Below are 19,027 nucleotides of genomic sequence, written 5' to 3'. Positions count from 1 at the left end.
CTCCAGCGCCTAGCGCTTTTCTTTTTAATCCATCATCCTTTTTCTAAAAACGACTACTACAAGTATAAATATCGCAACCACCCAAGCAGCAATAATCATTAAATTAAACCACACATCCGTAAATCCAGCACCTAGTTGAACCTCATTTGCCAATTCAATAATTTGGACATTTGGCAAATACTCAGCTAATTTTAAAATAGGGTATTTATCAGCAAAATTTATTAAGATTGATCCGAAAGAGAAGAAGAACAAAAACGGCAAAATAATAACGGATGCTTCCATGACTGATTTTGTTACTAACCCGAGCACTGTTCCTAAACCGATATAAAAAAGTGTAGATAAAATAATCGCAATCGAAACGATAAGCAAGTTTTCAGGTTTATAGTCTGTCAAATATACACAGACCCCAATCACAAGAATGGTCGTTATGAAGCTTAATAAACTCTTGCCTGCTAATATATCAAGTGTGCTTGCTGGGGAAAGCATTAATCCGCGCAATGTATTCTTTTCTTTTTCTTCGGCTATAAGTGAGCATTGAATATAAGCAGCTACTATGCAAAATGATAGATTGATAACCATATAATGCTCATAAATCGTTCCAACTCCCGATTGACCGTAAAAAAAAGCTAGAAGAATCGGCATGAAAATCGATGAGGAAACAAATAAGTTTTTTGAAATATCTTTATAATCTTTCTGAAGAATCGCAATCGAACGTTTGAATGAAAAAATCATGATAGTTTCCTCCCTGTAACTTCAACAAAAATATCTCCAAGTGTAGGCTCATTAGAATAAATAGAAACAACTTTATTTTCTGACATAAAATCATACATTTTCTTTGCACCGCTAGGACCTCGATTAATAATTTCCTTCGTCCCATCTGTCAGCTCCACTGTTAGCGTATCATCCGCAAATTTTTGTCGAAGCGCTTTTGGTGAATCAAGCAATTGAATCGCCCCATTATTTAAAAAAGCTACGCGATCACAAAGTTCCTCTGCTTCATTCATATCATGTGTAGTCAGGAATATTGTCGTTCCTTGCGCCTTCATATTTTCTAAACCTTTATAAATATGTTTTGTGTTTACTGGATCAAGTGCCGATGTCGGTTCATCTAAAAATAATAAATCTGGATTATGCAAAAATGCTCTTGCTAAAGTTACACGCTGCAGCATTCCCTTAGAAAGCTTTGAAACAGCCTTCTTTTTTGCTTCTATTAAATTGACAATCTCTAATACTTCATCGATTCGTGTATATGCTACATCATACAGATCACAATAAAGCTTTAAATTTTCATATACAGTTAAGCGCTCATATAGCCCACTATTATCTGTCAATACGCCAATTCTTTTCCGAAAATTGGCCTCTTTTAACTTTGAAGCTGGCACCCCGAATAAAAGTGCCTCTCCATCTGTTTGTGCGAGCTGAGCTGTTAATATTTTGATTGTTGTCGTTTTTCCAGAACCACTAGGTCCTAAAAAACCAAATGTCTCCCCTTTTTTCACATTAAATGAAACGTCTTTTAATGCTGGTTGATTTGCAAACATTTTCGCTAATCTTGTTACTTCGATAATGTTCTCCATTTTTATCCTCCAAATCGATTTGTCTCACAACAGCGATTAAGCCAAACGCTTTCGCTTTTCTGACTTAATCGTATTAGACATTATGAATCGCCGCATTATTTTCTCTGTGAAAAGAGTTATTTTGAGGATGAATGGTACATTATTTAAGTAGAATGGAGATTACTTCAACCCTAACATTTCCTTTAATTCTGTCATTTTTGTTTTTGATAATGGGATAGATGACTTTTTCGCATCGCCTAACACTAATGTAAAACTATTTCTCGTCCAAGTTACGACTTCACGAACTTTCTGCAGATTAACAATGTAAGAGCGATGACATCTGAAAAATCCATAAGGATTCAGCCGCTTCTCTAGTTCATTCATTGTAAATACACTTGGAAACAGCTCACCGTTAATATAAATCGTTGATTGTCCATCATTGCTTTCAATATAATCTATTTCTGGTGGATCAAATAACACAATTTTATCATTTATCTTCGTTGGAATTTTTTCGAAGCGTACTGGCTGAACGATGATTTCTTCATCTTTTCTCGTTTCATCCACTAATTCTTTTTCTTCAACTTCTGTATGTTCCTTAAAAGGCTCCTCCTCTTCCTGATGGATATCAAGAGGATGCAATCCAGTTTCATCAAGACGGTAAACCCGATCCGTTGCAGCTACTGCACTTTCCAAATTACCTGTTATGATTAAGATTGCTTTTCCTTTTTCCTTTAGTTCTCTCAGTAGCTTTATAAATATCCGCTTCGTTTCTAAATCAACATTTTGATCAGGTTCCTCAAAAATAAATAATGATGGATTTTGAAATAGCAATCTTCCCATTTGAAGCCTTCTCTTTTCTGAGTAGGATAATTCGCTTAGTCGTTTATTTTTCTTCGTTTCGAGCTGAACAATACTCATTGCCTCAGCAATAGAAAGAGGAGAGTTATACAGCTTCTTAAAAAACGAAAAATTATCCTTTACACTAAGCCTCTCATAATGTCCTTCATTGAGAAAAAGAAAGCCGACGTGAGAAAAATAATCTCGTTTTGAAAGCTTAAGACTTTTTGCTTTTACAGTTATTTCACCATTCGCAATCGGAAGCTCACCGATAAACATTTTTATTAATGCAGACCTAACGTTTGTGCTCGTATGTACAGCTACTACTTCATGCTCCGAAATTTCCAAACTAAAAGCCGGAAATACTATCGTATATTCATCATGCTTTTCTAGCTCTTTAATGATTAAAACACTCATTGACAATCACCTTATTAACATTAGTAAATATAGCAAATTTCATAAATGAATTAATGCCTGTCCAATTTTGTAAAACGGTATCTTTTCCTGGGAAATATTTAAAGGCGCTGTCGAAAAAAACAACTTTAAAAGGGGCTGTCCAAACAAAGAGCCTGGCACCTCCAACACTTTATATAGATAAAAAGCAGCTAAAGCGACTTTCTATATTGTGTTGTGAGGAGAGAGCCAGGCACTTATCGGACAGCCCTTTCCTTTATTATCTCTTCTTCAATTCTTCTAATAACAGCTTGTTTACTAACGGAGGGTTTGCTTGTCCTTTTGTTGCTTTCATAATTTGACCAACAAGTGAACCAGCAGCCTTTTCTTTTCCGTTTTTATAATCCTCCACAATTTTCGGATGATTATCCAATACTTCTGTAATAATTTTTAATAGAGCACCTTCATCGGAAATTTGTACTAAGCCTTTTTCTTTGACGATTTTCTCGGCATCGCCACCGTTTTCAATGAGCTCCTTAAAAACTTGTTTGGCAATCTTTGAGGAAATCGTACCATTCTCAATTAACTTAATCATACCAGCTAGACCAGCTGGAGTTAAAGCCGTATCTTCAAGCTCTTTCTGCTCCGCCTTTAAATAAGCAGATACTTCTCCCATCATCCAGTTTGAAGCTTGTTTTGCTTCTGCACCTGAGGCTACTGTCGCTTCAAAAAAATCAGCCATTTCCTTCGTTACAGTTAAAACAGCCGCATCATAGGCAGGTAAACCTAGCTCTTCTACATAACGTTTTTTCCGTTCATCTGGAAGCTCTGGAATTTCTGCACGAACGCGCGCCTTCCATTCCTCATCAATATGAACATCTAATAAATCTGGTTCAGGGAAATAACGATAATCATCTGACCCTTCTTTTACACGCATGAGTATCGTTGTATTTGTCGCTTCATCATATCGAAGTGTCTCTTGTCCGATCACCCCTCCAGAAAGAACTACTTCCTTCTGGCGCTTTTCCTCATATTCCAGTCCTTTACGAACAAAGTTAAATGAGTTTAAGTTTTTTAATTCCGTTTTCGTGCCGAATTCTTTTTGACCTACTGGACGGATGGAAATATTCGCATCACAGCGTAATGAGCCTTCTTCCATTTTGCAATCAGACACACCTGTATATTGAATAATTGATTTTAGTTTTTCTAAATAAGCATATGCTTCATTTGGAGTGCGAATATCTGGTTCAGACACAATCTCAATAAGAGGTGTTCCTTGACGATTATAGTCAACGAGTGAATAACCGTCACCATGTGTAAGCTTTCCAGCATCTTCTTCTAAATGAATTCGGGTAATGCCTATTTTTTTCTTATAACCATCTACTTCAATTTCAATCCAGCCGTGCTCACCGATCGGTTTATCAAATTGAGAAATTTGGTATGCCTTCGGATTGTCTGGGTAAAAGTAGTTTTTTCGATCGAACTTTGTTACCGGGGCAATTTCACAATTAAGTGCAATCGCAGCCTTCATTCCATATTCAACAACTTTTTTATTCAAAACGGGCAATACACCTGGATAACCAAGGTCGATGACTGTTGTATTCGTGTTCGGTTCAGCACCGAAATGATTCGGGCTTGCTGAGAATATTTTTGACTCTGTCTTTAATTCCACATGTACTTCTAATCCTATAACTGTTTCGAATTCCATTCTTTCTCCCCCCTTACAGTGCAGGTTTTTGTTTATGATAGTCTGTTGCCTGCTCAAACGCATGGGCAACACGATAAATCGTGCTTTCATCAAAATGTTTGCCGATAATTTGCAGACCAAGCGGCAAGCCGTTAGCAAATCCACAAGGAATTGAAATGCCTGGTACACCTGCAAGGTTTACTGGAATGGTTAAAATATCATTTGCATACATTGTTAATGGGTCATCAATCTTTTCGCCAATTTTGAAAGCAGGCGTTGGCGTAGTTGGTCCGATAATAACATCGTATTTAGAAAACACTTCATCAAAATCGTTTTTAATTAATGTCCGAACTTTTTGGGCTTTCTTGTAGTAAGCATCATAATAGCCTGAGCTTAATGCAAATGTTCCAAGCATAATCCGGCGTTTCACTTCTTCGCCAAACCCTTCAGCTCTCGTCTTTTTATATAAATCAAGTAAATTTTGGGGATTTTCAGTTCGATAGCCGTAACGAACACCATCAAATCTAGCAAGGTTTGCTGAAGCCTCAGAAGAAGATAGTAAATAATAAGTCGCAAGCGCATATTGAGAGTGTGGCAAAGACACCTCTTCCCATGTTGCTCCTAACTTTTCTAGCACCTTTAATGCATCTAATACAGATTGTCGTGCGACTTCTCCAACACCTTCACCTAAATATTCCTTCGGTACAGCAATTTTCATTCCTTTTACATCACCCGTTAAGGCGTTAGCAAAGCTAGGAACTGCGACATTAGCAGAAGTAGAATCCATCGGATCAAGTCCTGAAATGGCTTCCAACAAATAAGCATTGTCTTCAACCGTTCTCGTAATAGGTCCAATTTGATCAAGGGATGAAGCAAATGCAACAAGACCATAACGGGACACACGGCCATATGTTGGCTTCAAACCAACAACACCACAGTATGCTGCAGGCTGTCTAATCGATCCTCCTGTATCAGATCCTAGTGAGAACAATACTTCACCTGACGCAACTGATGCAGCAGATCCACCAGACGAACCTCCTGGGACCGTGTCTAAATTCCAAGGGTTGTGCGTTTTTTTATAAGCTGAATTTTCATTGGATGATCCCATGGCAAATTCGTCCATGTTCAGTTTTCCAATTGTGATTGTTTCTGCATTATGTAATTTGCCTGCAACGGTCGCATCATAAATCGGATCGAATTTTTCCAAAATTTTACTTCCGCACGTTGTTCGCAGACCTTTCGTAACGATATTATCCTTTAAACCAATTGGCATTCCAAACAGCAATCCACTGGACTCTTCCGTTCCGAGCTTTTCATCCATTTTTTTAGCTGTTTCACGAGCATTTTCTTCATCTAATGTTAGAAATGCTTGTACTTTATCCTCGACTTCTTTAATACGTTTGTATGATTCATCAACTAGATCAGACACCTTTATTTCTTTCTTATGTAAAAGCTCATGAAGGTCTGATACTTTATGATCAAATAAACTCATGACGCTTCCCCCCTTACTCCATAATCGATGGTACTTTAATTTGCCCGTCCTGATGATCTGGTGCATTTCTCAGTACGTCAGACTGAGGCAATCCTACTTGCGGTATATCTTCTCTCATCACATTTTTCATATGTAATACATGGGAGGTAGGCTCTACACCGTCTGTATCCACTTCATTTAACTGTTCAGCAAAAGAAATCATCGCATCGAGCTGCTTTGCGAATTTCTCTGTATCTTCTTCTGTTATTGCAAGTCTTGCCAAGTTCGCGACATGCTTTACTTGATCAATCGAAATTCTTGACATGATCGTCACCTCCAAATATGTTCGTTCCATCACACAATAGTTAAATCTTATCAAACTTTCTCACGTTAAAGCAATATGAAATATCGTACGTAAACCATTTCCTCTGCTATTTTATCACAAAATTGAAACTTCCATCAGTTTCTCGAATGAAGGTAAAAATATATTCACCGTCGTAGATTTCCACAATCTATATTTTCCTTCATAAACGATCTATATTTTTACTTTCTAGTAGTGGCTCATACATCATAATGGCATGATTTTCAGTGATATATTCATCTTCAAGCAGGACATTTTGTCGATTATACACTTTCCGATGTATTTCATTGTGGCGAAGATACCCTCCCCAATATGCTGGTGTGATTGCATGCTGTTTTTCATAAACCTCGTACGAATAAAGCGGCGGCTCTTCTCCCCTCTATTCACCAACAAGATGAGTATCAGTTAAATAAAGATGCAATTGATAAGATTGATTCGTTTCATTTTTTATTTGTAGATCAAGATAATTATAGGAACATGTGGCACCACTTCCAAATGGCTGAGTCCGATTAGTATCCGGAAACACATCAAAGCTGTGGCGATGCCTTTCCGTAACAGTTAATGGACTATGTAAAGTGATCCAATAAATTAAATTGGAGAGCTGGCATAATCCTCCTCCAGCACCCTTTTTATATGTCCCGTAATGAAGAACCATCCCGTCCACATAACCTTTTTTATATGTTGTTTTTCCTAGTAGCTTCCAATAGGAAAAGGTTTCTCCTGGATGAACAATGATCTTATTTAATTGTGGAACTGCTATCTGTAAATTAGTAATCTTGTTATATTGTAATATCATATCGACATCTTTTAGCTGTCTTAATAAAACCGTTTGATGCCTAAACAATGAATACGAGAAAAGATTTTCGCTTCTATTCTGACTATATTTTTTTCCGTCTGTCATCCATTCAACATATCGCTTCATTGTATAGAACCACTTGCCTACTTGGATTCTAAAATCTGAGCGTTTTTTCGGCCTTAATTCGACTAGATTCATTCTATCACCACCAAATAATTGGATTTCTCTTAGTATTAAGTTTAATTGGAATGAAGTGGGGAATATCTGGGGACTTGCTGATATATCTCGAAACTGGCCGATATATTCGAAAAGTGGCCGATTTCTTCTCAAAATTGGCCGATATAACTGATAAATGGCCGATTTCTTCTCAATACTGGCCGATATTTCCGATAAATGGCCGATTTCTTCTCAAATCTGGCCGATATTTCCGATAAATGGCCGATTTCTTCTCAAATCTGGCCGATATTTCCGATAAATGGCCGATTTCTTCTCAAATCTGGCCGATATTTCCGATAAATGGCCGATTTCTTCTCAAAATTGGCCGATATAACCGATAAATGGCCGATTTCTTCTCAATACTGGCCGATATTTCCGATAAATGGCCGATTTCTTCTCAAATCTGGCCGGTATATCGGAAAAGCCGCTGATTTTTTCTCAAAACTGACCAGTATATTCGAAAAGTGGTTGCTATTACTCTAATCTGACTTACCGTCTAGCTGAAATCTTATCACTTTGTTTCTTTTCTCAAAAAAAGAAGTCATTCTTGACTTCTTCGCTTGAAAACCTTCGAGAAGATGCTTAACATTCCCTTTTTTTTCTTTTCATTCGGAAGTTTTCTCTTTTCTATTTTCTTTGTTACAAAAATCTCTTCCTTATCAATCGCATAATCGTAAGCAAGAGCAAGGCCGATGTCAGAATTATGTTCTTTATTCGTTACCATCGTATAATCAATCTTATATTTATTCGCTAAAGCTGTATATTTTGATAGCTCAGCGTAATTCATATTTCCATTTAAATATAAATGTGCATTGCTGTTATTCTTAAAGGCCTCGCTTACTTGTGGATAAATTCCTGCTTCACGAATTTGTGATTGAGTTAGGGCAATAACAATTCGTTCTCTAATTGTCCCTAAAAATTTCCGTCTCTCATCCGGATTTGTTTGTTTTTGACCATGAATCCCTTGTTGAAGATAGTCGTCGATGTTATTTGACACCTTTCAACCTCCTAACACACTTCGTTTATAAATTATGTATGATTCATTTTAACATAGGGTGCAAATATCATCACTTTTATTCTTACTTGTTTGTATTAAGTTAGTATGTTACTAAGTAAGCAAAAAAATCCTCTCTTCAAACGAAGAGAGGTGCATAATAGGAGAAAAAATAATCACGATAGAATGGAACCTGACATTAAAGCAAGTAATAATTAATTAGCAGCCGTAAACTGCTCCTCTTCAGTTGAACCTTTCAACGCTGTCGTTGATGAAGTCCCACCTGTAATGGTCATTGAAACTTGGTCAAAATATCCTGTCCCCACCTCCCTTTGATGTCGTGTTGCCGTATATCCATCCTTCTCACTTGCGAATTCAGCCTCTTGCAGCTCAGAGTATGCAGCCATGCCACGATCTCTATAGCCCCTAGCTAATTCGAACATGCTGTGATTTAATGAATGGAAGCCAGCAAGTGTAACGAATTGGAATTTGTAGCCCATTTTTCCAAGCTCAATCTGGAATTTGGCAATGGTTTCGTCGTCAAGCTTTGCCTTCCAGTTAAAGGATGGTGAACAATTATAAGCTAACAGCTTGTCAGGGAACTTCTCATGAATCGCCTCGGCAAACCGTCTTGCTTCATCTAAATTAGGCTCTGCCGTTTCACACCAAACGAGATCTGCATATGGTGCATAAGCTAATCCTCTCGCAATCGCCTGTTCTAAACCAGCATTCGTTCGGAAAAATCCTTCAGGTGTACGTTCACCTGTTATAAATGGTGCATCATAAGGGTCCACATCACTCGTAATTAAATCTGCCGCATTCGCATCCGTTCTTGCAACGACTAATGTCGGCACCCCCATAACGTCTGCAGCAAGTCTTGCAGCAATTAAGTTCTTCACTGCTGTTTGCGTTGGAAGCAGAACCTTTCCACCTAAATGTCCGCACTTTTTTTCCGATGATAGCTGATCTTCAAAATGGACACCTGCTGCTCCTGCTTCAATCATTCCCTTCATTAATTCAAAGACGTTGAGCTGCCCGCCAAAGCCTGCTTCCGCGTCTGCCATAATAGGCACAAACCAGTCGACTGTGGAATCCCCTTCCAAATAATGAATTTGGTCTGCACGCTGTAACGCTTGGTTAATCCTCTTAACGACACTTGGTACACTGTTTGCAGGATAGAGGCTTTGATCTGGATACATATGTCCCGAAAGGTTCGCATCCGCAGCAACTTGCCAGCCACTTAAATAAATTGCCTTTAAGCCTGCCTTCACTTGTTGAACGGCTTGATTTCCTGTTAAAGCACCTAATGCATGAACGAAATCCTCTTCATTCACTAGCTTCCAAAGCTTTTTCGCACCTCTAAGTGCCAATGTATGTTCAATATCAATCGAACCTCTAAGCTTAATCACCTCTTCCGCATTATATGGCCGTTCAATCCCCTTCCATCGTCCATCCAATTCCCAGCTTTCCTTTAGTTGTTGCACTCTTGCATCAGACATGAAACTATTCCTCCCTCAATTATTAATTCCTTTGTTCAAAAAATACTTGAAGTGAAATCATTAGGTGCCGTTGCATTTTGTTTCAGCTGTTATCATGATGTTTACTACAGTTGTTATAATACAATATATTTCACTAATTTGTATTATATAACAGAAGTTTGTGAAATGAAACACTTTTTTACCCATTTTTTAGAAAATTTAAAATGGACATCAATTTACCTTTTTGCAGCAACAGTTGTACCTCATATCGTACTATGAAACTTTTCATGTTCCGTTCTCAGTTAATCAGAAGAAAATGTAAATAATTCATCAATTTAATTATAATAATTATTAAATGAGTTTGACTTTTATTTAGTATTTATATTATGATTGTAATAGATAGTATTTTATAAATGTACAATACATTTTGGAGGTTTTATCTAATGGCTAAACCGGAAATCATTGTTTATAGTAGTACTGGCTGTCCTTATTGTGAAAAAGTAAAAGCTGCCCTAACAGAATGGGGTTTTGAATATGAAGAACGTAATGCTTCCATACATAAAGAGTATTTTGATCAATTAAAAGAACGTAAAGTTTTCGGTACGCCTGCTACATATATTGATGGAAAATTAGTTCTAGGCTTTCAAGAAAAAAAGTTTTTCAAACTGCTTGGGTTAACTGAAGAAACGGTTCGTGCAGCAGCAACTACAGTAAATGCTGAACAAAACAATGAAGCTGCTCACTCTATTTTTCAATCTGTTCGTGAAAAAATGCTTGAGGATGTATATGATTTCGTTACAATTGGTGGCGGTCCAGCGGGGGCTTCGGCAGCAGTGTATGCGGCAAGAGGAAAATTAAAAACGCTTGTTATTGATAAAGCACCTAAAGCGGGTACACTTGCCATAACACATAAAATTGCCAACTATCCAGGAGTACGTGAAGAGCTTACAGGGCTTGAACTATTAGAGAGAATGCAAGCACAAGCATATGATTTTGGAGCAGAATTCGTTCGATCGACGGTTCTTTCAGTTGATTTTACAGACGAAATTAAAAAAATTGAATTAGCCGAAGGGACGGTTAAAGCAAAAAGTGTCTTTATAGCGGTTGGAGCAAAAGCTCCATCTAGTAAGATTAAAGGCGAAGAGGAATTCACTGGACGTGGTGTGAGCTATTGTTCAACATGTGACGCTGCGTTCTACCAAGATCAGGTTGTTGCGGTTGTAGGTGATAATGAAGAAGCGATTCATGAGGCGGAAACACTGGCAAAATACTGTCATACAGTTAAGCTTTTAATACCAACTGAGAATTTAAAAGGGGATGTTGATCTTTCTCGTCTTGAATCTCTTGCGAACGTAGAAATTTATAAACGCCATCGTCTTAGAGAAATTGTAGGGACAGATAGTGTTGAGAAAATTGTCATTTTGACTGATAAAAAAGAAGAACAAGTTTGGGAGATTGATGGCGTTTTCTTGTATCTTGGCGGAATGAAGCCAGGCACAGACTTCTTAAAAGGCTTTGTCATAAGAGATGAAGAAGGTTATGTCATGGTTGATGAGCTTTTACGTACAAATGTAGAGGGTGTTTTTGCAGGAGGAGATGCGAGAAGAACTCCGATCAAGCAAGCCGTTATTTCTGCTGCTGATGGTGCTGTTGCAGCATTAAGTGCAGAGCAGCATGTTAACAAACGGGCGAAGCTGCGTCCTCAGTATAGTTAATTGTTGAGATATCGTTATCAGGACTAATATCGCCCTTTTAATATGATTTCTACTCGTGATTTTTTTGATCTGCTATGTAGCATTATTTTTATTCTGAGACTGTTCTGTTTGCTTATATAAATAGGACAGTCTCTTTCTATCTAGATATTTCATTAGCATACTCTTCGAACAAAAAAAGGAGTGGTCCCCCCACTGGGCAAACCACTCTTACAAAAATTAGTACATTTCAGATGTTGTTTTAGCTTGCATATGAAGCAATAAATAGTCAGGGCCGCCTGCTTTTGAGTCTGTTCCTGACATATTGAAGCCGCCGAATGGCTGGTAGCCAACAATCGCACCTGTACAGCCACGGTTGAAGTATAGGTTTCCAACATGGAAATCTTCACGTGCTTTTTCCATGTTTGCACGGTTGTTTGTAATAACCGCACCTGTTAAGCCGTATTCTGTGTTATTCGCAATTTCAATCGCATGATCGAAGTCTTTTGCTTTTGAGAAACCAACGACTGGTCCGAAAATTTCTTCCTGCATTAAACGAGCATTTGGCGCAAGGTCAGCGAATACAGTTGGTTTAATGAAGTAGCCTTTTGAATCGTCTCCTTCTCCACCTGTCATCAGCTTTCCTTCCTGCTTGCCAATTTCAATATAGCTCATAATTTTATTGTAAGCGCTTTGGTCAATCACAGTTGCCATATAGTTGTTTTGGTCTGCTGGGTCTCCTTGTGTTAAGTCATTTGTCAGCTCAACCACACGGTTTAACACTTGATCGTACACATCTTCAACGATGACAGCACGTGAGCATGCAGAACATTTTTGGCCAGAGAATCCGAATGCAGAAGCGACGATAGAAGTAGCTGCTAATTCAAGATCAGCTTCCTTATCGACAACAATCGTATCTTTACCGCCCATTTCTGCGATTAAACGCTTCATCCAAATTTGCCCTTCATTCACTTTTGAAGCACGATCGAAAATACGTAGACCGACATCACGTGAACCTGTGAAGCTGATGAAACGAGTATCTTTATGATCCACTAAATAGTCGCCTACTTCCGCACCGCTTCCTGGGACGAAGTTCAGCACACCTGCAGGAAGCCCTGCTTCTTCCATCACTTCAACGAATTTTGCCGCAACAACTGGTGTTGTTGAAGCCGGCTTTAAAAGAACCGTATTTCCGGTTACAATCGCCGCAACCGTTGTTCCCGCCATAATCGCAAGTGGGAAGTTCCAAGGAGAAATGATGATTCCTACTCCTAATGGAATATAGTCATAACGGTTAAATTCATTTGGACGACTATGCACACGTTGGCCGTCTTTAATGCGCAGCATTTGACGTGCATAATATTCTAAGAAATCGATCGCTTCTGCTGTATCTGCATCCGCTTCATTCCATGGCTTTCCAGCTTCCTTTGTTAATAGAGCAGAAAACTCATGCTTACGGCGACGGATGATCGCAGCTGCTTTAAATAATACATCTGCACGCGTTTCCGGCTTTACTTTTTTCCATGTTTTAAATGCTTCAACCGCTGCTTGCATCGCTTTTTCTGCAAGCTCTTTGTTTGCCTTTGAGACACGGCCGATTACTTCTTCTTTATGAGCAGGATTGTACGATACAATTTTCTCATCAGTTGTAATGCGATCCCCACCAATGACTAAATCATAATCTTGTCCTAAATAACCTTCAACTGTTTTTAAACCGGCTAAATAAGCTTGACGGTTTTCATCTACTTTAAAATTTGTGAATGGTTCATGCTTGTATGGTTGTACCATTATTCCATCCTCCTATGTATCTAATATAACAACAAGAAATTTCCTTGTTGCTATATTAATAATATTTCCGTACCCATCATATTTTAACATGAATCGTCAAATCACTTCAAACGTCGAAAAATTGCGAAGTTAGAATCGAATCCCCTTTATCATTACTCCGAATTAGCTTTTAAATTCCATTTTAATAAGGAAATTGTTCGAGTTATTGATAGATATGAACAAAAGGTTCTTTTTGGTCTGCTTTACGAACAATTAATGCTTCTGGACCGTTAACAGATGTAATGCTTACTTGTATAGAAATATAGTCAGGAAAATGTTGCACAAGAAGTCCTGTTACATATTGAACAAAACCGATTCCTTCTGCCTTTCCATAAAACTGAATCGGAATATTAATGTTTAACTCCTGTAATTGACCTTGAGCATATAAAGCTCTGCCAATGACACCATTAAAATTTGGAAAATAAGTTTCCACATCTTGTTTAAAATTCAAAAATGAATTTGAATCATCTCGATGTGCTTCATTTGCAGCACTTGAAGGGAATTGGTAATATTTCTCATCAACTTTCTCCCAGTTGCCTAGCTTTGAACTCTCCTTTCCTGCATTCGCATAGGCAAAAAAGTTCCCAGGCACAACCGATGTTTTGCTTTCCTGCTCAAATAAGGCAATGGTAATTGGAATATCCTTTAAGTCAGCTATATTTCTTACACGACGAAGGACTTCTTCCGCAATTTGCTTACCTTCTTTTTCAAGTTCAGCATGTTTAATTTTTGTTTCACGCATGATGTCATTCTCATCCTTATAATAGTAAACCGAGTTCAGAGCTAAACCTATCACAGCCCCTGCTAATTTATAATTACCATCATCATTTTTAGCATAGTAGTTATGTTCCAGAATATGGGCCAAATACTCCTTTTTTCCATCTGAAGCATTATCAAGCGGGTTTAGTCCGATGTTTTGCTCTTCTTTTAAGCCTCTAGCTTCTACTTCTTCTTTAGTAAATTTCGGATTTAACCAGAGCTTAACTACATCCCTTTTTAGGAATTGCCCCTCTTGAAACATATATTTATCAGTACTGAATGTGTTTTGAGCAACCCGCATCAATCCAGTTTCAAACTCATTTATGTCAATTCTTGTATTAATATTTTGAACAACAAGACCTCTCGTTTCCCCAGGTTTATAACTCGGTTCCCCAGGTTTATCATGTAGAATGGTATGATAATATTTATCTGAGATCTTATAGTTAGGAATGATCGCTTTCGCTTTCGAATCTTCCTTGTTCTGCACAACTTCTTCCTGCTTATTAAAGTTCGGTGCACAGCCTGAAAGCAATAAGACAAGAGATAACGTTAACACAATTATTTTCTTCACGGCTTTTTCCACCTTTTATTTAAATCAAAATTAAGTTAATTCCTCAACTAGCCTCTCCTCGTTCCAAATCTCAATGCCTAAGTCTCTAGCCTTAGCAAGTTTGGAACCGGCATCTTCTCCTGCAATGACAAGATCTGTTTTCTTGCTAACACTGCCAGAAACATTTCCACCTAATGCTTCAATTTTTTCTTTTGCTTCGTTTCTTGTCAGCTGCTCTAGCTTGCCAGTTAGAACAACCGTTTTTCCTGCAAAAATTGAATCAATATTCTCAACAGATACGAGCTTCGGCCCTTTGTATTCCGTATTCACTCCTGCTGCAATAAGCTCATTGATGAGTTCCTGTACCTCATCCTGTTCGAAATAAGTGACAATGGAGCTTGCCATTTTTTCACCAATTTCATTAATGTTTGTTAACATTTCATGTGTGGCACTCTTTAGTTTATCTAAAGTTTCAAATTGCTGTGCAAGTGTTTTCGCAGCTTTTTCACCTACATGACGAATCCCTAAACCAAATAAAAGCTTTTCAAGAGAATTTTGCTTTGAGTTTTCAATGGCTTGCAAAAGATTCGTAACAGATTTCTCACCCATTCGCTCTAACTGAATTAACTGCTCATATGTGAGCTTATACAAATCCGCTACGTCTTTTATTAAGTTTTCACTAAATAGCTGGCTAATGACTTTTTCACCAAGACCATCAATATTCATTGCATTACGAGAAACGAAATGAATTAACCCTTCGCGAATTTGTGCAGAACATTTCGGATTGATGCAACGTAACGCAACTTCCTCCTCTAAACGCACTAGTTCGCTATCACATTCAGGGCAATGAGTTGGCATTTGGAATTCAATTTCTTCTCCTGTTCTACGCTCTACGAGCACATTGACAACTTCCGGAATAATATCTCCGGCTTTTTTCACAACAACTTGATCGCCAATGCGAATATCCTTTTCGCGAATTAAATCCTCATTATGAAGAGAAGCTCGCCCAACAGTCGTCCCAGCAACCTTAACCGGATCGAGGAGAGCTGTTGGTGTAATAACACCTGTTCTTCCAACACTTAATTCGATTGCCTTTAAAGTTGTTATGACTTCCTCAGCAGGAAACTTATAGGCAATTGCCCAGCGAGGACTTTTTGCTGTAGCTCCTAGTTCATCTTGCTGATCTAGTGAATCTACTTTTATGACAATTCCATCAATATCATATGGAAGATTAGGTCTTTCCTTCGTCCAATACTCGATATATTCAATAACCTCTTCAATATTTGAGTATGTTCTTCGCTCTTTATTCGTTTTAAAACCGAGTGAATCAAGGAAATTGAGTGCTTCACTATGAGAGGTAACCCCTATGTTTCTTGTATCTGCGATATTATATAAGAAAATATCAAGATTACGGGAGGCTGCGATTCGCGGATCGAGCTGTCGTAAAGAACCAGCCGCCGCATTTCTCGGATTTGCAAATGCTTCTTCTTCATTCTCTGCTCTACGTTTATTTAAAGACTCAAATGACTTTCTAGGCATAAATGCTTCTCCACGTACCTCAAGTGAAACTTCTTTTTGTAATCGAAGCGGAATCGAACGTATGGTTCTTAAGTTAGCCGTAATATTTTCTCCAGTAGTTCCATCTCCACGTGTCGCACCTAGTGAAAATAAACCAGCTTCATAGCGAAGCGAGACCGCTAAACCATCTATTTTTAGTTCACACACATAAGAAATAGCATCTCCGACAGCTTGTCGCACCCGTCTATCAAAATCTTTTAAATCTTGCTCATTAAATGCATTTGCGAGACTGAGCATTTGTGATTCATGCCGAACCTTCTCGAACATATCAAGAATTTCTCCACCTACCCGCTGTGTCGGTGAATCAGCTGTTCGCAACGCTGGAAATTCTTCTTCCAATTCGAGCAGTTCTCTCAAAAGCCGATCATATTCTGCATCAGGAACAGAAGGTCGATCAAGTACATGATACTCATAATTATATTGATTAAGGAGGTTTTGCAAATTTACTACTTTTTTTTCAGCCGTTTGAAGATCCATTTATTCAACCCCTTCTATCCTTTCGTAATAGGTGCGAACTTCGCAAGCAAGCGTTTAATGCCAGTAGGTTTTGGAAAAGCAATGTCAAGCTCAGTCCCTTCTCCTTCTCCTTTAACACTCACAACGGTGCCTGTTCCCCATTTTCCATGTACAGCCTTGTCGCCCACTTTCCAACCGAGTTCATCTCCACCTGTTGCATTTGTTGCTGGTCGAATGACAGGCTTTCTCTGAGGCTGTCTTTGAAACGAGGTTCCGAATGGCGTATGACCGAATGACGCTCCCGCTTTTTGAGCTGGCTGTAATCCATCCAATAAGTCTTCAGGTATTTCTTTGATAAAACGTGAAGGAGCATTCATGTTGGTACGGCCGAACAATGTACGCATTTGCGCGTTCGTAATGTAAAGCTCTTCTTCCGCTCTTGTTATTCCTACATAGGCAAGTCTGCGTTCCTCTTCCATCTCGGCATCATCCATTATAGAACGGCTATGTGGGAAAACGCCTTCCTCTAGCCCGATTAAAAAGACGATTGGAAACTCAAGTCCTTTCGCCGAATGGAGTGTCATTAATACGACAGCGTCGGCTTTTTCTCCGTCATCATCTAATTTATCAATGTCGGCTACAAGCGCTAAGTCCGTTAAAAATGCAACTAGACTTTTGTCCTCGCTGCTATCCTCAAAGCTTTTTGTGACAGAGAGAAACTCTTCTAAGTTTTCTAAACGACTTTGAGCTTCAATTGACTTTTCAGCAACAAGCATGTCCCTGTAGCCCGATTTTTCAAGTATTTCTTCAACAAGCTCTGTAACAGAAAGATATTCCTGCATTTGCGTATAATTTTTGATTAAATCTCTAAACTCAGCAATCGATTTCGTAATTTTTGGACTTAGTCCAACTAGTTCAATTGAATCAAGCGCCTCAAACATTGTCAATTCATGAAGGTTGGCAAAATTAGCAAGTTTATCTATTGAACCAGAACCAATTCCTCTTTTTGGCACGTTTATGATGCGCTGCAGACTAATATCATCGGCTGGGTTCGCAATTAGACGTAAATAAGCGAGCATATCTTTTATTTCTTTCCTGTCATAGAACTTTATGCCGCCGACGATGGAGTATTCGATATTTGATTTTAACAGAACTTCCTCCATTACACGAGATTGGGCATTTGTTCGATAAAGAATCGCGATATCAGACGACTTTCGATTTCCATCTCTTGTTAACTCTTTAATTTTACCAGCAACGAATTGTGCTTCTCCTTGCTCACTATCAGAACGATAATAGGATATTTTGTTTCCTTCGGCATTTTCAGTCCAAAGATTTTTCGCCTTCCGATTCATATTCCTGCTAATCACATGATTCGCTGCTTGGAGAATTCTCTTCGTGGAACGATAGTTTTGCTCAAGTAAAATGACTTGTGCATTCGGATAGTCCTTTTCAAATGAGAGGATATTCGCAATATCAGCCCCTCTCCAGCGATAAATTGACTGGTCTGAATCACCAACGACACAAAGATTACGAAAACGTGCTGCAAGAAGCTTTACGAGCATATATTGTGCTCTATTCGTATCTTGATACTCATCAACATGAATATATTGAAACTTACGCTGATAATATTCGAGGACTTCGGGGACTCTCTGAAAGAGCTGGATTGTAATCATTATAAGGTCATCAAAATCTAGCGCACTATTTCTTCTTAATCTTTTTTGATATTCAGCATAAACATCACTTGTCACTTGTTGATAGTAATCACCTGCTGTTTTGCTGTACTCCTCAGGGGTCATTAACTCATTCTTAGCAGAGCTGATTGCGCCAAGAAGCGCACGAGGATCAAACTTTTTCGGATCGAGGTTTTTATCCTTCAAAATAGCTTTTATGACAGATTGCTGATCAGTCGTGTCTAAGATGGTAAAATTCCGGTTATAGCCGATTCTATCAATATCCCTTCTTAAAATCCGTACACACATAGAGTGGAAGGTTGAAATCCAAATTTGCTCAGCTACTCCCCCCATCATCCGTTCAATTCTTTCACGCATTTCACGTGCGGCTTTATTCGTAAATGTAATCGCCAAAATATTATAAGGATTTACACCCTTTTCAACCATTAAATACGCTATTCTATGGGTTAATACTCTCGTCTTTCCACTGCCTGCTCCAGCCATAATCAATAAAGGACCATCAGTAGCTTTAACCGCATTTTGCTGTTCGGAATTCAATCCATTTAACAGTTTATCCGTTAAATAATTCATATTAATATTCACCGCCATACAAACATATGTTCTTTATTTATTTTAACTCTTTTTCGTCTTCTATTCAATCGATCATTACAGTTAGAACTAATTTAAAACTGTCCACCACAGACATA

13 protein-coding genes and 1 pseudogene are annotated in these 19,027 nt (G+C 38.3%); 1 reads left to right on the top strand and 13 read right to left on the bottom strand.

Annotated features, from left to right (window positions below):
• Positions 1–24: 24 nt before the first annotated feature.
• The 9 genes and pseudogenes from KDN24_RS04875 to aceA form a co-directional block, all read right to left on the bottom strand.
• A complete protein-coding gene (locus KDN24_RS04875) occupies positions 25–732 on the bottom strand; it encodes an ABC transporter permease (protein WP_409970723.1) in 708 nt (235 codons plus the stop codon).
• Positions 729–1,577: an ABC transporter ATP-binding protein gene (locus tag KDN24_RS04870; RefSeq protein WP_409970722.1), complete on the bottom strand. Its 849-nt coding sequence runs from the start codon at positions 1,575–1,577 to the stop codon at positions 729–731. Before KDN24_RS04870 ends, KDN24_RS04875 begins: the two co-directional genes overlap by 4 nt.
• A gap of 159 nt (positions 1,578–1,736) precedes the next feature.
• The gene (locus KDN24_RS04865; RefSeq protein WP_409970721.1) at positions 1,737–2,810 is read right to left on the bottom strand and encodes a LytTR family transcriptional regulator DNA-binding domain-containing protein; all 1,074 of its coding nucleotides are present in this window, start codon (positions 2,808–2,810) and stop codon (positions 1,737–1,739) included.
• Positions 2,811–3,066: 256 nt separating this feature from the next.
• Positions 3,067–4,494, bottom strand: coding sequence for an Asp-tRNA(Asn)/Glu-tRNA(Gln) amidotransferase subunit GatB (gene gatB / locus KDN24_RS04860; protein WP_409970720.1), 1,428 nt, complete (start codon positions 4,492–4,494; stop codon positions 3,067–3,069).
• 13 nt (positions 4,495–4,507) lie between these two features.
• Complete coding sequence (gene gatA, locus KDN24_RS04855; RefSeq protein ID WP_409970719.1) at positions 4,508–5,965, bottom strand: Asp-tRNA(Asn)/Glu-tRNA(Gln) amidotransferase subunit GatA; 1,458 nt, start codon at positions 5,963–5,965, stop codon at positions 4,508–4,510.
• 13 nt (positions 5,966–5,978) lie between these two features.
• The gene (gene gatC, locus KDN24_RS04850; RefSeq protein ID WP_409970718.1) at positions 5,979–6,269 is read right to left on the bottom strand and encodes an Asp-tRNA(Asn)/Glu-tRNA(Gln) amidotransferase subunit GatC; all 291 of its coding nucleotides are present in this window, start codon (positions 6,267–6,269) and stop codon (positions 5,979–5,981) included.
• A 199-nt stretch (positions 6,270–6,468) separates the two neighbouring features.
• Positions 6,469–7,299 (bottom strand): annotated as a pseudogene (locus tag KDN24_RS04845) (VanW family protein).
• 559 nt (positions 7,300–7,858) lie between these two features.
• Positions 7,859–8,314 (bottom strand): YueI family protein, encoded by a 456-nt coding sequence (locus KDN24_RS04840; protein WP_409970717.1) that lies wholly within the window; start codon positions 8,312–8,314, stop codon positions 7,859–7,861.
• Positions 8,315–8,526: 212 nt separating this feature from the next.
• On the bottom strand, positions 8,527–9,810 hold the full coding sequence (gene aceA, locus KDN24_RS04835; protein ID WP_409970716.1) for an isocitrate lyase: 1,284 nt from the start codon (positions 9,808–9,810) through the stop codon (positions 8,527–8,529).
• A 422-nt stretch (positions 9,811–10,232) separates the two neighbouring features.
• On the opposite strand from aceA, the gene KDN24_RS04830 reads away from it, so the two are divergent.
• Complete coding sequence (locus KDN24_RS04830; RefSeq protein WP_409970715.1) at positions 10,233–11,504, top strand: FAD-dependent oxidoreductase; 1,272 nt, start codon at positions 10,233–10,235, stop codon at positions 11,502–11,504.
• Between the two features lie 216 nt (positions 11,505–11,720).
• On the opposite strand, the gene pruA is transcribed toward KDN24_RS04830, so the two are convergent.
• The 4 genes from pruA to pcrA form a co-directional block, all read right to left on the bottom strand.
• Positions 11,721–13,268, bottom strand: coding sequence for an L-glutamate gamma-semialdehyde dehydrogenase (pruA, locus tag KDN24_RS04825; RefSeq protein ID WP_491348323.1), 1,548 nt, complete (start codon positions 13,266–13,268; stop codon positions 11,721–11,723).
• Between the two features lie 202 nt (positions 13,269–13,470).
• Entirely contained in the window at positions 13,471–14,637 is a 1,167-nt protein-coding gene (locus tag KDN24_RS04820) for a CamS family sex pheromone protein (protein WP_409970712.1), read from the bottom strand.
• Between the two features lie 30 nt (positions 14,638–14,667).
• Positions 14,668–16,671, bottom strand: coding sequence for an NAD-dependent DNA ligase LigA (gene ligA / locus KDN24_RS04815; protein ID WP_409970711.1), 2,004 nt, complete (start codon positions 16,669–16,671; stop codon positions 14,668–14,670).
• A 14-nt stretch (positions 16,672–16,685) separates the two neighbouring features.
• Positions 16,686–18,911 carry a DNA helicase PcrA gene (gene pcrA, locus KDN24_RS04810; RefSeq protein ID WP_409970710.1) on the bottom strand — a complete coding sequence of 742 codons (2,226 nt, stop codon included), beginning with the start codon at positions 18,909–18,911 and terminating at the stop codon, positions 16,686–16,688.
• Positions 18,912–19,027 lie beyond the last annotated feature (116 nt).

It is taken from the genome of Cytobacillus sp. Bva_UNVM-123, from assembly GCF_046351715.2.
Lineage (GTDB): Bacteria > Bacillota > Bacilli > Bacillales > Cytobacillaceae > Cytobacillus.
The sequence above is the reverse complement of the archived record's forward strand: the minus strand, read 5'-3'. Positions and strand labels throughout refer to the sequence as shown.

Coding starts and splice junctions, on each gene's coding strand:
- KDN24_RS04875 (WP_409970723.1), bottom strand. CDS start 732: ATGATTTTTTCATTCAAACGTTCGATTGCGATTCTTCAGAAAGATTAT.
- KDN24_RS04870 (WP_409970722.1), bottom strand. CDS start 1,577: ATGGAGAACATTATCGAAGTAACAAGATTAGCGAAAATGTTTGCAAAT.
- KDN24_RS04865 (WP_409970721.1), bottom strand. CDS start 2,810: ATGAGTGTTTTAATCATTAAAGAGCTAGAAAAGCATGATGAATATACG.
- gatB (WP_409970720.1), bottom strand. CDS start 4,494: ATGGAATTCGAAACAGTTATAGGATTAGAAGTACATGTGGAATTAAAG.
- gatA (WP_409970719.1), bottom strand. CDS start 5,965: ATGAGTTTATTTGATCATAAAGTATCAGACCTTCATGAGCTTTTACAT.
- gatC (WP_409970718.1), bottom strand. CDS start 6,269: ATGTCAAGAATTTCGATTGATCAAGTAAAGCATGTCGCGAACTTGGCA.
- aceA (WP_409970716.1), bottom strand. CDS start 9,810: ATGTCTGATGCAAGAGTGCAACAACTAAAGGAAAGCTGGGAATTGGAT.
- KDN24_RS04830 (WP_409970715.1), top strand. CDS start 10,233: ATGGCTAAACCGGAAATCATTGTTTATAGTAGTACTGGCTGTCCTTAT.
- pruA (WP_491348323.1), bottom strand. CDS start 13,268: ATGGTACAACCATACAAGCATGAACCATTCACAAATTTTAAAGTAGAT.
- ligA (WP_409970711.1), bottom strand. CDS start 16,671: ATGGATCTTCAAACGGCTGAAAAAAAAGTAGTAAATTTGCAAAACCTC.
- pcrA (WP_409970710.1), bottom strand. CDS start 18,911: ATGAATTATTTAACGGATAAACTGTTAAATGGATTGAATTCCGAACAG.